The following is a 16,014-nucleotide window of genomic DNA, read 5'->3' as shown; positions in this document are numbered from 1 at the left end:
GGAGCCTAACTCTCAGAGCTGGGTGGGCGCGTGCGGGGACACCCCACGACGGGAGATCAGTCCGCTCAGTTGGCGGGAGTGGTCTCGCGCTTCTCCTTGATCTTGGCAGCCTTGCCGCGCAGGTCGCGCAGGTAGTAGAGCTTGGCGCGACGGACGTCACCGCGGGTGACGAGCTCGATGTGGTCGATGATCGGCGTGTGCAGCGGGAAGGTGCGCTCCACGCCGACGCCGAAGGAGACCTTGCGGACGGTGAAGGTCTCGCCGATGCCCCCACCGTGGCGACGGATCACGACGCCCTTGAAGACCTGGACGCGCGAGCGGGTGCCCTCGACGACCTTGACGTGGACGTTGACGGTGTCACCGGCGCGGAAGGCCGGGATGTCCTCGCGCAGGGAGGCCTTGTCGATCTCGTCGAAACGCTGCATGGCAGATTCGCTTTCTTCTCGGCGCCACAGGTCGCCCAGGGTGTTGGTGGTGCTGCTGATGGTGGTTCGCGCCGTGTTGCGTGACCGACCACGTGGTCGGGACACTGCCCGGTCACTCCCCCTGCGGCAGGGGTCGCTGGTCACGCGGGCGCGAGGAGCCATTCTGCCACGGGCAGGCCTCCCGGCCGAAATCCGTCGGCGCCGGTCGGGCCTGGGGGTGGCAGGCACGGGTATGCCGCGTGGCCGGGCCACGCGGCATACCCGCCCCTGTGGGGGCTCGCGGTGCGGTGTCGGCGCCGCGACCCGCCAGTCAGGCGCCAGCGTGCGCCGGACGGCAGGCCGGGTCGATCCGGTCGGCCCAGCGGCGCTGGACCGACGCCGTGCTGCGCAACGTGGTCGCGAACGAACGGCGCACGGTCCCGCGAGCCGGACGGGTGCTGAAGCCGTCGTCGACGACGGGGGCGTCCGGCCGGGCCGACCGGGCCAGGGCCGCGCCTGCGTTGCTGTTGATGGTGAGGGCGATGTAGTCGCTCATGTCCTTCTCCCTTCGGGGTGCGATGGTGCTGTTGTTTGACGCTGACGGGTCCGTCAGCGCGTCTGTGGCGTCGTGGCAGGTCCGGTGCTGGACCGCACGACGAGCTCGGTGGGGAGCACGATGCGGCGCTCGGTGTAGTCGGGGTCGAGGAGCATGCGACCGGCGATCCGTCCACGCTCGGCGATCGGCTGGCGCACGGTGGTGAGGCCGGCGTCGGCCGCCGCGGGCACGTCGTCGAAGCCGGACAGTGACACGTCCCGACCGGGTGTGAGGCCGCGCTGGCGCATCGCCTCGAGGACGCCGAGGGCCAAGACGTCGCTCACGGTGATGATCGCGGTGGGCCGGTCGTGGCGGTCGAGGAGGTAGGCGCCTGCAGCCCGTCCGGCCTCGACCGAGTTGTGGCCGGGGGGCGCCACGGTCCGCACCGTGACGTCGGGTCCGAGCCCTTCGCGGAAGCCGTCGTAGCGGTCCCACGAGAACGACATGGAACGGTGCTTCACGTCGTCGACCTCGACCACGGCAGGCGAGTCGACCTTGCTGTCGACGACGATGCCGACGTTGCGGTGGCCCAGCAGCCGGAGGTGCTCGCCGACCTGCCGTGCCGAACCGCGCTCGTCGATCAGCACCAGCCCGTCCATCCGGGGGTCCTTGTCGTCGGTGGCGACCATCCGCAGGCCCCGCTCGACGGCGATCTCGCGGGCCGGGTGGCCGATGTCGAGGCAGTAGGCCAGGACGCCGTCGACGACCGCCGCACGCATGGCCTCGGCGCTCGCCTCCACCTCGTCGGGGCGCTCGGGGTCGAACGGCATCAGCGGGATCAGCAGCAGCCCGGTCTGGAACTGCTCGGCGACCTCGGCGAGCCCCGCCAGCATCCCGACCGAGTAAGGGTCGGAGAACGCGTAGCTGAGCCGCTCGGTGAAGACCAGGCCGATGGCGCGGGCCCGCTGGGACCGCAGGCTGCGTGCGGCCGGGTTGGGCCCGGCATACCCGAGGGCCTTGGCGGTCTCGAGCACGCGCTGGCGCACCTCGGCCGAGAGCTGGTCGGGCTTGTTGTAGGCGTTGGAGACCGTCGAGATGGAGACGCCGGCTGCCTCGGCGACGGACTTGAGGGTGACGTTCCCCATGGCTTCTGGCCTCCTTCTTGGGTGTCCGGTTCAGGTCCGGCTCGGTCTGGAACTGCTTCTGGATCGTTGTACTAAATCGTTCAAGTAGAACGATACAGAAAACATTCCCGATCGGCCGGACCATTTCCGAGCAGAGTCGTCGCCGGCGTCCGCACACCCCACGGGCCGCCGCCGCATACGGTGACGCCTGTGAGCATCGACCCCGGATGGCCCGTCGCGCTGGCGCTGGTCCTGCTGCTGCTCATCGCGGTGGCGGCGCACCAGGTCGCCGGGTACGGCCTGGTGCGCCCCGTGCTGGTGGCTGCCGTCCGCGCGATCGCCCAGCTCGGCATCGCCGCACTGCTGATCGCCGCGGTCGTGGACAGCCTGCCGCTGTCGGTCGCGCTGGTCGGCGTGATGTTCGCGATGGGGGTCCTGACGACCAGCCGCCGGGTCGAGGCGCCGCGCGCCTGGCGATGGGCGGCCCTGGCGATGGCGGCCGGCGTCCTGCCCGTCGTGGCTGTCGTCCTGGGCACCGGAACCATCCCGGCGAAGGGCATCGCGCTGATCCCGGTCGTCGGGATCATCGTCGGCAACGCGATGACGGCCCACACCCTGGTGGGACGCCGGGCGTTCGCCGCGCTGAGGGAGGAGCGCAGCCAGTACGAGGCCTGCCTGTCCCTCGGCCTGCTCCCCCGCCAGGCCGTGCTCGAGATCATCCACCGCCGCGCCCCCGAGGCCCTCCTGCCCGGCCTGGACCAGGTCAAGACCACCGGGGTCGTCACGCTGCCAGGAGCGTTCATCGGTGTGATGCTCGGCGGCGGGACGCCCGTCCAGGCAGCCACGGCACAGGTGCTGGTGCTCTTCGGGATCATGGCCGCCCAGACCGTCACCGTGCTCGTCGCGGAACACCTGGTGGCCCGTCGCCTGCTGGTGCCCGCCGACCTCGCCACGACCCTGGTGGACTAGACGAGCGACGCGCGGCACCCCGAGGGGCCGGTCGATCCGGTGACCCGCTCCGCGAGCCGTCCGGCGGCATACTCGGCTCCATGCCCACGGACGCGCGGCGGGACCTGCGCCCTCTCGCGCTCGCCGTCGTGGTCGCCGTCGCCTCGACCCTGCTGCTGTGGCTCGCCGTGGTCCAGGGCTGGCTGGGTCCGGACGTCGGTCGCGGTGACCGGTTCTGCGAGGCGGCCCGCGATGCCGTGGTCCTGCAGCCCGCCAACACCTTCAGCAACGCCGGCTTCGTGGTCGCGGGACTGGCCGTCGCGTGGCGGGCGGGTTCGGCACGGACGACGATCGCCCCACACCCCGGGCTGGCCGCGGCGTACGGCGTCGTCGTCGTCCTGCTCGGGCCCGGGAGCGCGGCGATGCACGCGACGCAGAGCGCGCTGGGGGGCCATCTGGACCTGCTGAGCATGTACCTCGTGGCGGCGTTCGCCGCCGCGTACGCCCTGACCCGCGTCCTGCGGCGCGGCGGCGGGTTCTTCACGATGACGTTCGTCGCGGTCGTGGCCGTCTGCGAGCTCGTCGAACGCATCCCCGGCCACGTGCCCGTCGTCGACATCGCCGCCAACCTGGCGTTCGGGGCGTTCCTGCTCCTCGCCCTCGCCGGCGAGCTCGTCCTGTGGCGCCGCGACGCCGCGTCGCGCCAGGCCCGCTGGGGGTTTGCGGCGGCAGGGGCACTGGCGCTGGCGTTCGCCATCTGGAACCTCGCCAAGGACGGCTCGCGGTTCTGCCACCCCGACTCGCTCCTGCAGGGACACGCCGCGTGGCACCTGCTGTGCGCGGTGGCGGCCTACGCCCTGTACCGGTTGTACGCCAGCGAGCGCGCCGGCACCGAGCCGGCCCGCGGGCGTGCCGCCGAGCGGGTCAGCGGCGTGGCTTGAGCAGGTCGACGGTGCCCGGAAAGGCCCCCTCGCCCGGCTGCACCCGGTAGCCCGCCTTGCGGTAGATGCGCAGGTTGCGGTCGCTGCGTGCCCCCGTGTTGAGCCGGTATGCGGTCGCGCCAACAGGCGCGCGCGCCTCGGCGAAGGCGAGCAGCGCGCGGCCGAGCCCCCGCCCCTGCAGGTCGGGGGCCACCATGAGCCGGCCGATCTGCCAGACGGTCGGTTGTGCCGCATCGAGGCGTCCTCGCACCGAGGCGACGAGACGGCCACCCGAGCGCCAGGTCCAGGTCTGCCAGTCAGCGAGGGCGGCGACGACCTCGTCGAGCGTCTCGACCAGCGGCGGGATCGTGAGCGAGTCGTTGGCCTGCGCCTCGGTGACCCAGCACGCACGGCCCAAGGTCATCAGCTCGGGGGCGTCGGCCACCGTGGCGGCCTGACCGTCGAGCCGCTGGAGGCCGTCGGCCCCCGGCCCGGACACGTCCACCGCCTGCGCGGCGTGCAGCAGGTCGGGCCGGCGGGCGGCGGTGCGCTCGAGCCGCTGCTGGTGCCGCCAGGAGGCGATCGCACCGTGGTCCCCCGACAGCAGGACGGGCGGGACGTCTCGGGTGACACCGGGAGCCACCTCCCACGACGCCGGCTTGGTGTAGACGGGGTACTCGAGCAGTCCGTCCTCGTGGGACTCCTCGACGAGCGAGTCCGCGTTGCCGATGACCCCGGGCAGCAGCCGGGCGACCGCCTCGACCATCGCGAGGACCGCCACCTCGCCACCGTTGAGGACGTAGTCCCCCAGCGAGACGACCGACACCCCGAGCCCGAGGTCCTGCGCGGCGAACTCGTAGACCCGCTCGTCGATGCCCTCGTAGCGCCCGCAGGCGAAGGCCAGCCACGGCTCGTCGGCGAGCTCGCGCGCCATCGCCTGCGTGAACCGCACACCACCCGGCCCGGGGACGACCAGCCGCGGGCGGGCGCCGTCGGCGCCCGAGGCGACCACGTGCTCGAGGGCCTCGGCCCACGGCTGCGGCTTCATGACCATGCCCGCGCCCCCGCCATACGGGGTGTCGTCGACGCTCTGGTGTCGGTCGTGTGCGAAGTCGCGCAGCTGGTGCACCCGCAGGTCGAGCAGCCCGTCCCGGCGCGCCTTGCCGATCAGCGAGAGGTCCAGCGGCGCGAGGTACTCGGGGAAGATCGAGACGACGTCGAGCCGCACGGTCACGCCCCGGCGCGGGGGTGGGAGCCGGCGTCGGCGGAGTTGGAGGCGGGGTCGGTGCCGGTGTGGGTGGAGTCGGGGTCGGTGTCGGTGGTGTCGGTGTTGAGGTCGAGCAGGCCCGCGGGCGGGTCGATGACGACGCGGCCACCCTCGACGTCGACCTCGGGGACGATTGCCTCGACGAACGGCACGAGCGCCTCGCCACCCCCGGCGAGCCTGACCACGATGAGGTCCTGCACGGCGCGGGTCTCGAGGCCGGCGACCTCACCGACGACGGTGCCGTCGGTCGCGACGACGGCCAGCCCGACCAGCTCGTCCTCGTACCAGCCCTCGGAGTCGTCGTCCTGCTCCGAGGTGAGGTCCGCGGCGTCCAGGAAGAGCTGGGTGCCGCGCAGCGACTCGGCGCCGGTGCGGTCCGGGATCTGCTCGAACCCGATCAGCCAGATCCCCCGGTGGACGCGCGTGGTCGCGACGGTGAGGGTCCGCGGCACCCCTGACCCGGGAGCCGCCTGGGTCGCCAGCACCGCACCTGGGGCGAACCGCGCGTCGGGGTCGTCGGTGTGCAGCTGGACGGTCACCTCACCGTGCAGGCCGTGGGGCTTGCCGATGCGGGCGACGAGCAGGGCGTCGGTGGGGGCGGGCATGGGCAGAAGTCTCTCAGGTGCGCAGCCCTGCGCCGAACTCCTCGCGCCGCCTCGGGCCCGACCGCGTCACACGGGAGCCCGAGCGCCTCAGACGGGAGCCCGGCCGGTCAACCGGTCGAGCGCAGGGTTGACACAGCCCGGGTGGTCGAGCCACGGGAAGTGTCCGGCGTCGGCCTCCACGTGGGACCACGCGCCCGGGATGGCGGCGGCCGTGGCCAGCCCCGCGCTCTCGGGCGGCATGGGACTGCCTGCTCCGATGAAGACGGCGACCGGGACCCCGATCCCGGGCAGCGCCGCCTCGAGCTCCGGCAGCACCCTGGCCAGATCGGGGAACAGGCCTGCCCCGGCAGGGAGGCTGAACTGCAGCGGAGGCATCGGCGGCGCAGCGTCGCGGGTGGCGAAGTACGACGGCCACGCGAGCCGCATCAGCTCGTCCTGGAGCTCGGCCGTCGAGTCCGCGTCGTCGATCTCGTTGAGCTCGCGCAGCCGATCCCGGTGTTCCGGCAGGGCGCGCTCGGCGATCGCCTCGTTGAATTCGGCGGCTCCCCCGTCGCCGGTGCCGCCGAGCGGGTCGATGCTGAGGACCCCGCGTACGCGCTCGGGCGCTGCGGCGGCGACGTGGAAGGCCAGGTGCCCGCCCCAGCTGTGCCCCACGACCCAGGCGCTCTGCCAGCCGATCCCGTCGAGGACGGCCACGACGTCGGTGACCGCCTGGGCGACGGTGAACGGCCCCTGGGTCGCCGACGGCTCCAGGCCGCGCTGCTGGAAGAAGGCAACCTCGTAGTCGTCGGCCAGCTCCAGAGCCAGGGCGTCGAGGTACGAGAAGGACAGGCCGGGGCCGCCGTGGAGCAGCAGCACCGGCGCCCCGCTCCCCGCTCGCCAGCCGCCGAGGTGCCCGGGCTGTGCCGGCACGCTGAAGGGGATCCGCTCCATGGGCGGAAGGTACGCCCCGCAGGCCGCCCGTGCAGCCGAATGCCCAGGTCTGCGGGGAACGACGAAGGGCCGCCGGGAGATCCCGGCGGCCCTTCGGCAGTGGTGCCTGGCTGGCGCGTGCGGCGCCTCAGCGGACCTTGTCGGTGTCGACGATGTCGACCCTGACCGTGTGTCCGCCGGCCAGGGCGCCCATGACGGTGCGCAGGGCACTGGCGGTGCGACCCGATCGGCCGATCACGCGACCGAGGTCCTCGGGGTGCACGCGCACCTCGAGCACCTCACCGCGGCGCAGCTCCTTGCGTCGCACGGCGACCTCGTCCTTGTGGTCGACGATGCCCTTGACGAGGTGCTCGAGCGCCTCCTCGAGCACGCTCAGGCCTTGTCCGCGGCGTCGGCCTCGGCAGCCTCGGGGGCCACCTCGGCTTCGACCTTGGGCTCGTCGGCCTCGGTGGTCGCCTCAGCCTTGGCCTCGGGTGCCTCGTCAGCCTTGGGCTCGTCAGCCTTGGGCTCCTCGGCCTTGGGCTCCTCGGCCTTCTTGGCAGCGCGCTTCTTCGGCGTGGTGGCGCCGTCGGTGCCCGCGTCGCCGGACTTGCCAGCGGCAGCCAGCGCAGCCTCGTAGAGGTCCTTCTTGGAGGTCTTGGGAGCCTTGACCTTGAGGGTGCCCTCGGTGCCGGGCTCACCCTTGAAGGTCTGCCAGTCGCCGGTGATCTTGAGCAGGGCCTCGACAGCCTCGGTGGGCTGGGCACCCTGGGCGAGCCAGTACTGCGCGCGCTCGCCGTTGATGTCGATGAGCGACGGCTCCTCGGTGGGGTGGTACTTGCCGATCTCCTCGATGGCCCGGCCATCGCGCTTGGTGCGCGAGTCCATGACGACGACGCGGTAGAACGGTGCACGGATCTTGCCCATGCGCTTCAGACGGATCTTGACGGCCACGTGTGTGGTCACTCCTTGTTCAGGTTGGTGAGCACGGCAAGACCGGTGGGGACACGCGGGGAGCCGAGACTCGGGGTAGGCATCCAGCCGGGAAAGAGGGCCCAGCCGAAAGGTGTACAGCCGACCATTCTGCCAGACCCGCGGGGGTGCCCTGACCACGCGCGGTGCCCCGCGCCATACGGGCAGGGTATGCGGTGCAGCTCACCCCATCGCGGCGGCAAGCACCGCCTCCAGCGCCGCGGGAGTGGGCAGGTAGCCCAGCGACTCCAGGACCTCCCCGACGGCGTGCTGACGGAGGTCGTCGGCCAGGCTGGCGTCCAGCGCCCTCTCCACCTGGGCGGCGAGGAAGTTCGGCTCCGTGCTCAGCACCATGGCGAAGGCCCCGGGCCCATCGACGCGCCCGCGACCGCCTGCGGCCCGGTACGCGGCCACGGTCGTCCGCACGGCCTGCACGTCGACAGTGCCACCGTCGACGTGCCACTGCACCAGGACCTTGGCCAGCTCGCGGCCCGGGTCGACGGGACCAGCGTCCTCCCAGTCGAGGGCCCGCAACGCCCCGTCGGGTGCTCGCAGGACGTTCTCGGGGTGCAGGTCCCGGTGCCCAACCAACAGCGGACCGGAAGGCGGCCCCGCTGCCCGGACGAGGGCGCCGTGGTGCGCCAGATCCGGGAGGCGCGCCTCGAGGGGATCGCACCACGGCATACCAGCGCTGCGGCGGAGCAGGTCGTCCCAGGTGGAGTCGTCCGGGCAGGTGGTGTACCACGGACCGGGATCCCCACCAGCCGGTGGCGCAGCCACGTGCAGCGCGCCGAGCAGCACGCCGAGCGGACCCGCGACGTCGGCCGTGGGTACGCGCACGGGTTCACCCTCGACCCACCGGCTCAGGCGGACGACGCCTCCGCCGAGCTCCCGGGGCACGGGCACCACATGGCGCCCGTCCGCATCGACCTGGTGCACGGGGACCTCCACCCCTGCCCGGGCGAAGTGGTCGAGGAAGGCTGCCTCCCGCCGGACGCCCTGCTCGTCGAGCGTCCCGAAGGGCTGCTTGAGGGCGTACCGGGCGGGACCCACCTCCAGCAGGTAGACCCGGGCCTCGGCGCCGCGGCCCGCCGGCCGCAACGCTGGGGTCCCCTCGCCGAGCCCGAAGGCCGCCCTGGCCCACTCGGCCAGCTCGCGCAGCCCAGCCGGTCCCCCGGCCCCGCTCACCAAGGGCTGGGCTCGAAGTCCTTCACGAAGCAGCCGTAGAGGTCCTCGCCGGCCTCGCCGCGGACGATCGGGTCGTAGACGCGCGCGGCCCCGTCGACCAGGTCGAGTGGCGCGTGCCAGCCCTCGGCGGCGATGCGCAGCTTCTCGTGGTGTGGGCGCTCGTCGGTGATCCATCCGGTGTCGACCGCGGTCATGAGGATCCTGTCCGTCTCGAACATCTCGCCGGCACTGGTGCGCGTGAGCATGTTGAGCGCGGCCTTGGCCATGTTGGTGTGGGGGTGGCCGGCGCCCTTGTAGCGCCGCGAGAACTGGCCCTCCATCGCCGAGACGTTGACGACGTACGCCCGCCGCGCCCCGGCCGCCACCGCTGCCCGCATCGCCGGCCGCAGCCGCGACACGAGGATGAACGGCGCGGTCGCGTTGCACAGCTGGACCTCGAGCAGCTCGAGGGGGTCGACCTCCTCGACCTTCTGGGTCCAGCTGTTGTTGCGCTGGGTGTCCGGCAGCAGCCCGCCCGCGTCGACCGCGGTGCCGGCCACGTGCGCCTCGAGGCTGGCATGGCCCGCGGTGAGCGCCATCGACGTCATCGAGGCCGCGGAGCGCTGCGCCAGCGCCAGGGCTGCGTCCTGCTCGGACTCGCCCTCGTGGTGGGCGACCTTCTGGTCGCGCAGGGTACCGATGAGGTTGGCCGGGTGCGCGTCGCTGATCCGGTCGAAGGTCACGAGCTCCGGATAGGTGACGTCGCGCTCCAGTGGCACCGACTCGCCGTCGACGAGGTGGGAGTAGGAGCCCGGCGAGCGCCGCACCGTCTGGGCCGCGTTGTTGATGAGGATGTCGAGCGGGCCGGCCGCGGCGACCTCGTCGGCGAGGGCCACCACCTGCGTCGGGTCGCGCAGGTCGATGCCCACGACCTTGAGCCGGTCGATCCACTGCGCCGAGTCCTCTTGTGCCGCAAAGCGTCTCGCGGCGTCGTGCGGGAACCTGGTGGTGATGGTGAGGTGGGCTCCGTCGCGCAGCAGCATCAGCGCGATGTACATGCCGATCTTGGCGCGACCCCCGGTGAGCAGGGCCCGCTTGCCGGTGAGGTCGGCGCGCTGGTCCCGCTTGACGTGGCTCGTGGCCGCGCAGTCGGGGCACAGCCAGTGGTAGAACGCGTCGACGGTCGTGTAGTCGGCCTTGCAGATGTAGCAGCCGCGCGGCTTGAGCAGCTCGCCGACCGTGGCACCGACCGGCGGCACCGTCAGCAGGATGCCCTTGGTCTCGTCGTCGATGCGCATCGGCGAGCCAGTCGCGGTCTGGGCGAGCAGCGCCTCGTCGTGCTCGATCTGGGGCGCCTTGGCCTCGCGGCGGCGTGCCTTGCGTACTTGCTTGTACATCCGGCCGGTTGCCCGCTTGACCGTCTGGATGTCGGGGTGGTCGGCGTCGAGGGCTGGCAGCTGCTCGAGCACCCGCAGCGCCGTCGCCAGGTCCGCGGGGTCGATGCCGTCAGGACGACCAGTGCCCTCGGCGCCGTCGGCGCCCCGGGTCTCGGGGGTCACCGGCTGCGCCACGCGTCAGGGTCGGCCGCGAGGGCGGCGACCCGCTCGGGGAGCTCACCGGAGAGCACGTCCGCCAGGCTGGTCTCGTCGAGGACCGAGCGCAGGCTCGCGCGCACCGCGACCCAGATGGTGGGGAGGTGCTCGGCGACCCCCTCGTATGCGGTCTCGTGCGGCCGCAGGCCGCGCACCTCCGCGAGCGGCCCGTCCACGGCCCGGAACACGTCGCCCAGGGAGATGTCCCGCGGTTCACGGGTGAGCGCATAGCCGCCGCGAGCGCCTCGGGTGCTCTTGACGAGTCCCGAGGAACGCAGGTCGGACACGATGGCCTCGAGGAACTTGCGCGGCAGGGTCTGGCGGTAGGCCAGCGTCTCGACGCTCACCGGGCCGGCCGACTCCGTCGCCGCCTCGGCGAGGATCAGCATGGCGCGCACCGCATACTCCGTGCGCGCCGAGATGTCCACGTGCGCATTCTGTCGTATCGCGCGGGACCCGCCGCACGCGGTCCGGGAGCGCGCCCAGGCCTGGCCGCTCAGATGGCGAGGGCGGGGTCCGTCTCTGCCCCGTCGGGCGCGTGGGTCGTGCGGGCGAACACCGTCTCGCCGGGCACGAGGGCGAGCTCGTCTGCCTCGGCCCGGGTGACCTGCGCGGCGAACCGCTCCCCCGAGTCGGCCCGCAGCTCGATGCGCACCTCGAACCCGAGGCGCACGACGCGTTCCACCACGGCCTCGATGACGCCCGGTGACCCGCCCACCCGGGCGTCGAGTGCCCTCGCCCGCTCGCGGCTGCGGTCGAGCGCGATGTCGTGGGGTCGCACGAGCTGGCCCCCCAGCCGTGCCACCGACCCGAGGAAGGACATCACGAAGTCGTTGGCCGGGCGGTCGTAGAGCGACACCGGGTCCCCGACCTGCTCGATGCGCCCCTTGTTGAGCACCGCGATCCGGTCGGCGACGTCGAGCGCCTCCTCCTGGTCGTGGGTCACGAGCACCGTGGTCACGTGCACCTCGTCGTGCAGCCGGCGCAGCCACTGCCGCAGGTCGGCGCGCACCTTGGCATCGAGCGCCCCGAACGGCTCGTCGAGCAGCAGCACCTCGGGGTCCACCGCGAGCGCCCGGGCGAGGGCCATCCGCTGGCGTTGCCCGCCGCTCAGCTGGGCGGGATAGCGGTGCTGGAAACCGTCGAGCCCCACGATCTCGAGCAGGTCGGTCACCTTGCGCGCGACCTCGTGCTTGGGTCGCTTGCGGATGGTGAGGCCGAAGGCCACGTTGTCCCGCACGGTCATGTGCTTGAAGGCGGCGTAGTGCTGGAACACGAAGCCGATCCCGCGCTTCTGCGGCGCGACCCCGGTGACGTCGCGGCCGCCGATCACGATGCGGCCGCCGTCGAGGTGCTCGAGCCCGGCGATCGAGCGCAGCAGCGTCGACTTGCCCGAGCCACTCGGGCCGAGCAGGGCGGTCAGCGTCCCGGCCGGGATGTCGAGCGTCACGTCGTCGAGTGCGGCGAACGAGCCGTAGTTCTTGCTGGCACCGGTCACGGTGATCATGTCGTGCTCCTCTTGCGGTCGAGCAGGGTCATGCCGAGCAGGGTGAGCACGGCGATGCCCATGAGCAGGGTCGAGGCGGCGTACGCGCCATACGTGTTGTGGTCGTCGATGTAGCGCGAGTGGACCAGCAGGGTGAGCGTCTGGGACACGCCGGGGAAGCCCGAGCTGACCATGATGACCGCGCCGAACTCGCCGAGCGACCGCGCGATCGTCAGCACGACCCCGTAGGTGAGTCCCCACCGGATGGCGGGCAGCGTGATCCGCCAGAAGGTCTGCCACGAGCTGGCGCCCAGCGTGGCGGCGGCCTGTTCCTGCTCGGTGCCGATCTCGTGCAGCACCGGCTCGACCTCGCGGACGACGAACGGCAGGGTGACGAACAGGGTCGCGATCACCATGCCCGGCAGCCCGAAGATCACGCGGAAGCCCAGGCTCTCGACCCCACCGAACCAGCCGCCGGCGCCCCACAGCAGGATCAGCGAGACGCCCACGACGATCGGCGACACCGCGAACGGCAGGTCGACGACGGCCTGGATGAGCCCGCGGCCGCGGAACCGTCCGCGCACCAGGGCGAGCGCGGTCGCCCCCCCGAACAGGACGTTGAGCGGCACCACGATCGCCACGATGAGCAGCGACAGGTTGAGAGCCGCGATCGCAGCCGGCGTCTGCACCGAGGCGAGGAACTCCCCCAGCCCTGGGCTGAACGTGCGCCAGAGGATCAGCACGATCGGCACGGCGAGCAGCACGACGAGGTAGCCCAGGGCGACGGCGCGCAGGCCCAGCCGGGCCGGTGTCGAGGTCCTCACGCCGACTCCTCCTCACGGCGCTGCGCGCGACCTGCGGCGAGCCGCAGGACGAACAGCGTGACGAACGCGATCGCCAGCAGCGCCACCGAGACGGCAGCGGCGTTGACGGGTCGGTCGATCTCGATCTGCTGCTGGATGTACTGCGACGCGACCTGGGTCTCGCGCGGGATGTTGCCGCCGATGAGCACGACCGAGCCGTACTCGCCGATGGCCCTGGCGAAGGCCAGCCCGGTGCCGCTGATGACCGCCGGCGCCAGGGTCGGCAGCACGACCCGCCGGAAGGTCGTCCAGTTCGACGCACCGAGCGAGGCCGCGGCCTCCTCGACCTCGCGGTCCGCCTCGATGAGCACCGGTTGCACCGACCGCACGACGAACGGCAGCGTGACGAATGCCAGCGCCACGACGAGTCCGGGCTGCGTGGCGTTGAGGTGGATGTCGATGGGGCTGTTCGGCCCGTAGAGGGACAGCAGCACGATGCTCGCGACGATCGTGGGCAGCGCGAACGGGAGGTCGATCAGCGCGTTGACGACCCGCTTGCCCCGGAAGTCGTCACGCACCAGCACCCAGGCGATGAGCGTCCCCATGACGGAGTTGATGACCGCCACCACCGCGGCGGCGAGCACGGTGACCCGCAGCGACGCCAGGGCGACGGGCGCCGTGACCGCGGACCAGAAGCCCGACCAGCCCTCGCCGAACGAGGTGACGGTGAGGGCTGCGAGCGGGAGCAGCACCATGACGCTCAGCCACAGGCCGACCAGGCCGACACCGAGCGGTCGGCCGAAGGCGCGGCGCTGGCGAGGGCTCTCGGGACGCGGCGGCAGGGACGCCACCTCGGAGGTCGAGGTGCCGTCCCTGCGCGTGGTTGCCGTGGCCGTCATGCGCTACTTCGTCGCCTTGTCGTAGATGGTGGCGATGGCGCCGGTCTCCTTCTTGAACAGCGAGCCGTCGACGGTCTTCCAGCCACCGAGGTCGTCGATCGTCCAGAGCTTGCTCGGCTGGGGGAAGTCCGCAGCGAACTCCTTCGCGACGGTCTGGTCGACCGGGCGGAACCCCGCCTCGGCCCACAGCTTCTGCGCCTCGGGCGTGAACAGGTAGTCGTTGAAGGCCTTGGCCTTGTCGAGGTTCTTGCTGCCGGACAGCACCGCGGTGGGGTTCTCGATCTTGAACGTCGTCGGCGGCGTCACGTGCTCGACGGGGTCGCCGCTGCGCTCGGCGAACAGCGCCTCGTTCTCGTAGCTGAGCAGCACGTCGCCGGTGCCCTGCAGGAACGTCTCCGTCGCCTCGCGGCCCGACTTCGGCTGCACCTTGACGTGACCCGTCACGAGCTTCTCGATGAAGGCGAGGCCCGCCTTCTGGTCCTTGCCGCCGTCGCTCTTGGCGGCATACGGGGCCAGCAGGTTCCACTTCGCGGAACCGGAGCTGAACGGGTTGGGCGTGACCACCTCGACAGCCGGCTTGAGCAGGTCGTCCCAGTCCTTGATGCCCTTGGGGTTGCCCTTGCGCACGACGATCGTCACGACCGAGCCGAACGGAATTCCCTTGTGCTCACCCGCATTCCAGTCCTTCGCGACCAGACCCGCGTCGACGAGGCGGGTGATGTCGGGCTCCACCGAGAAGTTGACGAAGTCGGCGCTGGCCCCGGCGGCCACCTTGCGCGACTGGTCGCCCGAGGCGCCGTAGGACTGCTGGAACTGCACGCCCTTGCCGGCGGCGGTCTTGTTGAAGGCGGGGATCACCTTGTCGTAGCCGACCTTGGGAACCGCGTAGGCGAACAGGTTGATGGTGCTCGTCTTGACGGCGGCGTTGTCGGCGTCCGCGGCCGCTCCGGCCACGTCGCTGGCTCCCCCACCTGCACAGGCGGTCATCACCATCGCGCCGACGGTCGCGGCGGCGGCCAGGGCGAGGCGGGGGTGACGGCCGAGTGACCTCATGGGGGTGCTCCTTCGTTGCTGTGGTCGGATCCGCACGGTTGCGAATCTCCTATGTGACAACTAGGAGTTTGGATAGCCTCGCGTTATTGGTCAAATAACACTGGCTTATGTCTCACCCTGTGGATGGCCTGGACGCATCGCCCGTATGCCGCGTGGGCGCGACAGGGCCGCGCGGACGCCGGACCGCGCGGCACCGGGCGCGAGTCCTGCGGCTCAGGACAGGTCGCGGCCGCGCAGGACGATGTGCTCGGGAGCGGCCAGCGCGCGGATCTCGCGCCGGGGGTCGACCGCGTAGACGACGAGGTCGGCATCGGCCCCCTCCTCCAGTCCCGGGCGGCCGAGCCACGCGCGGGCACCCCAGGTCGCGGCGGCCAGCGCCTCGTCGGCGGACAGGCCGGCCTGCGTGAGCTCCCACACCTCTTCGGCGACCAGGCCGTGGCGCAGGGACCCCCCGGCGTCCGTGCCGACGTAGATGGGGATGCCCGCGTCGTGGGCCGCCCCGATCGTGGCGTAGCGGCGCTCGTGCAGCGCCAGCATCCGGGCGGCGTAGTCGGGGAACTTCGCCCGCGCCGGCTCGGCGATGGCGGGGAAGGTCGCGATGTTCACCAGGGTGGGCACGATCGCGATGCCCTGCTCGGCGAACTGGCCGATGGTCTCGTCCTCCAGGCCGGTGGCGTGCTCGATGCAGTCCGTGCCAGCGGCGGCGAAGTCGTACAGCGACGCCTCGCCGAAGCAGTGGGCCGTCACCCGGGCCCCCTCGTCGTGGGCGGCGGCGATGGCGTCCGTGAGGACGTCGACCGGCCAGCAGGGCGTCAGGTCACCGGCCTCCCGGTCGATCCAGTCCCCCACGAGCTTGACCCACCCGTCGCCGGCCCTGGCCTCGAGCCGCACGCGCTCGACGAGCTGGTCGGGCTCCACCTCCCACGCGTAGTTGCGGATGTACCGTCGGGTCCGGGCGATGTGCCGACCGGCCCGGATCACCTTGGGCAGGTCCTCGCGGTCGTCGATCCACCGGGTGTCGGCCGGTGAGCCGGCGTCGCGGATGAGCAACGTCCCCGCCTCGCGGTCGGCCACCGCCTGGGCCTCGGCGGTGGCGTCGTCCACCGCCCCGTGGGGGTCCAGCCCCACGTGGCAGTGCGCGTCCACCAACCCCGGCAGGACGAACCCGTTCAGGGTCTGGACGTCGGACCCCGCCGACGTCGGCCGCTCGAACGTGAGCCGCCCCCCGACGACCCAGGCCTCGGGACGGACCTCCTCGGGTCCGACGAGGATCTCGCCCTGCAGGTGCAGCACCGGTGCCGTCATGGCCCCGACCCTAGCGAGCGGT

General features: G+C 72.2%; 18 protein-coding genes and 1 pseudogene. 2 read left to right on the top strand and 17 right to left on the bottom strand.

Features of this window, described 5'->3' with window-relative positions; genetic code table 11:
• Positions 1 to 65: 65 nt before the first annotated feature.
• The 3 genes from rplS to AC1DV7_RS08175 form a co-directional block, all read right to left on the bottom strand.
• Positions 66 to 425, bottom strand: a complete 360-nt coding sequence (rplS, locus tag AC1DV7_RS08185) for a 50S ribosomal protein L19 (RefSeq protein ID WP_477596386.1) — start codon at positions 423 to 425, stop codon at positions 66 to 68.
• A gap of 310 nt (positions 426 to 735) precedes the next feature.
• A complete protein-coding gene (locus AC1DV7_RS08180; RefSeq protein ID WP_477596384.1) occupies positions 736 to 960 on the bottom strand; it encodes a hypothetical protein in 225 nt (74 codons plus the stop codon).
• A 53-nt stretch (positions 961 to 1,013) separates the two neighbouring features.
• Entirely contained in the window at positions 1,014 to 2,084 is a 1,071-nt protein-coding gene (locus tag AC1DV7_RS08175; protein ID WP_477596383.1) for a LacI family DNA-binding transcriptional regulator, read from the bottom strand.
• A gap of 189 nt (positions 2,085 to 2,273) precedes the next feature.
• On the opposite strand from AC1DV7_RS08175, the gene AC1DV7_RS08170 reads away from it, so the two are divergent.
• Both AC1DV7_RS08170 and AC1DV7_RS08165 read left to right on the top strand, forming a co-directional pair.
• A complete protein-coding gene (locus AC1DV7_RS08170) occupies positions 2,274 to 3,032 on the top strand; it encodes an ABC transporter permease (RefSeq protein ID WP_477596381.1) in 759 nt (252 codons plus the stop codon).
• Between the two features lie 80 nt (positions 3,033 to 3,112).
• A complete protein-coding gene (locus AC1DV7_RS08165) occupies positions 3,113 to 3,952 on the top strand; it encodes a ceramidase domain-containing protein (protein WP_477596379.1) in 840 nt (279 codons plus the stop codon).
• Here AC1DV7_RS08165 and trmD read toward each other — a convergent pair.
• The 14 genes and pseudogenes from trmD to AC1DV7_RS08095 all read right to left on the bottom strand — a co-directional run bounded on the left by trmD (position 3,936) and on the right by AC1DV7_RS08095 (position 15,992).
• Complete coding sequence (gene trmD, locus AC1DV7_RS08160) at positions 3,936 to 5,159, bottom strand: tRNA (guanosine(37)-N1)-methyltransferase TrmD (protein WP_477596377.1); 1,224 nt, start codon at positions 5,157 to 5,159, stop codon at positions 3,936 to 3,938. The genes AC1DV7_RS08165 and trmD overlap by 17 nt on opposite strands.
• A 2-nt stretch (positions 5,160 to 5,161) precedes the next feature.
• Positions 5,162 to 5,803 (bottom strand): ribosome maturation factor RimM, encoded by a 642-nt coding sequence (rimM, locus tag AC1DV7_RS08155; protein WP_477596375.1) that lies wholly within the window; start codon positions 5,801 to 5,803, stop codon positions 5,162 to 5,164.
• Between the two features lie 87 nt (positions 5,804 to 5,890).
• The gene (locus tag AC1DV7_RS08150; protein ID WP_477596374.1) at positions 5,891 to 6,736 is read right to left on the bottom strand and encodes an alpha/beta fold hydrolase; all 846 of its coding nucleotides are present in this window, start codon (positions 6,734 to 6,736) and stop codon (positions 5,891 to 5,893) included.
• 127 nt (positions 6,737 to 6,863) lie between these two features.
• Complete coding sequence (locus AC1DV7_RS08145) at positions 6,864 to 7,106, bottom strand: RNA-binding protein (RefSeq protein WP_056915145.1); 243 nt, start codon at positions 7,104 to 7,106, stop codon at positions 6,864 to 6,866.
• A 2-nt stretch (positions 7,107 to 7,108) separates the two neighbouring features.
• Positions 7,109 to 7,669 (bottom strand): 30S ribosomal protein S16, encoded by a 561-nt coding sequence (gene rpsP / locus AC1DV7_RS08140; protein WP_477596372.1) that lies wholly within the window; start codon positions 7,667 to 7,669, stop codon positions 7,109 to 7,111.
• Between the two features lie 201 nt (positions 7,670 to 7,870).
• The gene (locus AC1DV7_RS08135) at positions 7,871 to 8,875 is read right to left on the bottom strand and encodes a phosphotransferase enzyme family protein (protein ID WP_477596370.1); all 1,005 of its coding nucleotides are present in this window, start codon (positions 8,873 to 8,875) and stop codon (positions 7,871 to 7,873) included.
• On the bottom strand, positions 8,872 to 10,413 hold the full coding sequence (locus tag AC1DV7_RS08130; RefSeq protein WP_477596368.1) for an SDR family NAD(P)-dependent oxidoreductase: 1,542 nt from the start codon (positions 10,411 to 10,413) through the stop codon (positions 8,872 to 8,874). Before AC1DV7_RS08130 ends, AC1DV7_RS08135 begins: the two co-directional genes overlap by 4 nt.
• On the bottom strand, positions 10,410 to 10,874 hold the full coding sequence (locus AC1DV7_RS08125; protein WP_477596366.1) for an RrF2 family transcriptional regulator: 465 nt from the start codon (positions 10,872 to 10,874) through the stop codon (positions 10,410 to 10,412). The genes AC1DV7_RS08130 and AC1DV7_RS08125 overlap by 4 nt, the downstream gene beginning before the upstream one ends.
• A gap of 68 nt (positions 10,875 to 10,942) precedes the next feature.
• Positions 10,943 to 11,269, bottom strand: a complete 327-nt coding sequence (locus AC1DV7_RS08120; protein ID WP_477596474.1) for a TOBE-like domain-containing protein — start codon at positions 11,267 to 11,269, stop codon at positions 10,943 to 10,945.
• A 30-nt stretch (positions 11,270 to 11,299) separates the two neighbouring features.
• Positions 11,300 to 11,953: pseudogene (locus AC1DV7_RS08115) on the bottom strand (sulfate/molybdate ABC transporter ATP-binding protein); the annotation flags it as partial.
• Positions 11,950 to 12,756, bottom strand: coding sequence for a sulfate ABC transporter permease subunit CysW (cysW, locus tag AC1DV7_RS08110; RefSeq protein ID WP_477596364.1), 807 nt, complete (start codon positions 12,754 to 12,756; stop codon positions 11,950 to 11,952). The gene cysW and the pseudogene AC1DV7_RS08115, both read right to left, overlap by 4 nt.
• Positions 12,753 to 13,634, bottom strand: coding sequence for a sulfate ABC transporter permease subunit CysT (gene cysT, locus AC1DV7_RS08105; RefSeq protein WP_477596360.1), 882 nt, complete (start codon positions 13,632 to 13,634; stop codon positions 12,753 to 12,755). The genes cysW and cysT overlap by 4 nt, the downstream gene beginning before the upstream one ends.
• 3 nt (positions 13,635 to 13,637) lie before the next feature.
• On the bottom strand, positions 13,638 to 14,687 hold the full coding sequence (locus AC1DV7_RS08100; RefSeq protein ID WP_477596358.1) for a sulfate ABC transporter substrate-binding protein: 1,050 nt from the start codon (positions 14,685 to 14,687) through the stop codon (positions 13,638 to 13,640).
• Positions 14,688 to 14,900: 213 nt separating this feature from the next.
• On the bottom strand, positions 14,901 to 15,992 hold the full coding sequence (locus AC1DV7_RS08095; protein ID WP_477596356.1) for an amidohydrolase family protein: 1,092 nt from the start codon (positions 15,990 to 15,992) through the stop codon (positions 14,901 to 14,903).
• Between the last annotated feature and the right edge of the window lie 22 nt (positions 15,993 to 16,014).

It is taken from the genome of Pedococcus sp. P2_E4, from assembly GCF_056403935.1.
Note: the sequence above shows the minus strand (reverse complement) of the source record. Positions and strands in the feature narration are given on the sequence as shown.

Coding starts and splice junctions, on each gene's coding strand:
- AC1DV7_RS08175 (WP_477596383.1), bottom strand. CDS start 2,084: ATGGGGAACGTCACCCTCAAGTCCGTCGCCGAGGCAGCCGGCGTCTCC.
- rimM (WP_477596375.1), bottom strand. CDS start 5,803: ATGCCCGCCCCCACCGACGCCCTGCTCGTCGCCCGCATCGGCAAGCCC.
- AC1DV7_RS08150 (WP_477596374.1), bottom strand. CDS start 6,736: ATGGAGCGGATCCCCTTCAGCGTGCCGGCACAGCCCGGGCACCTCGGC.
- rplS (WP_477596386.1), bottom strand. CDS start 425: ATGCAGCGTTTCGACGAGATCGACAAGGCCTCCCTGCGCGAGGACATC.
- AC1DV7_RS08165 (WP_477596379.1), top strand. CDS start 3,113: ATGCCCACGGACGCGCGGCGGGACCTGCGCCCTCTCGCGCTCGCCGTC.
- cysT (WP_477596360.1), bottom strand. CDS start 13,634: ATGACGGCCACGGCAACCACGCGCAGGGACGGCACCTCGACCTCCGAG.
- AC1DV7_RS08120 (WP_477596474.1), bottom strand. CDS start 11,269: ATGTCCTTCCTCGGGTCGGTGGCACGGCTGGGGGGCCAGCTCGTGCGA.
- AC1DV7_RS08180 (WP_477596384.1), bottom strand. CDS start 960: ATGAGCGACTACATCGCCCTCACCATCAACAGCAACGCAGGCGCGGCC.
- AC1DV7_RS08095 (WP_477596356.1), bottom strand. CDS start 15,992: ATGACGGCACCGGTGCTGCACCTGCAGGGCGAGATCCTCGTCGGACCC.
- AC1DV7_RS08100 (WP_477596358.1), bottom strand. CDS start 14,687: ATGAGGTCACTCGGCCGTCACCCCCGCCTCGCCCTGGCCGCCGCCGCG.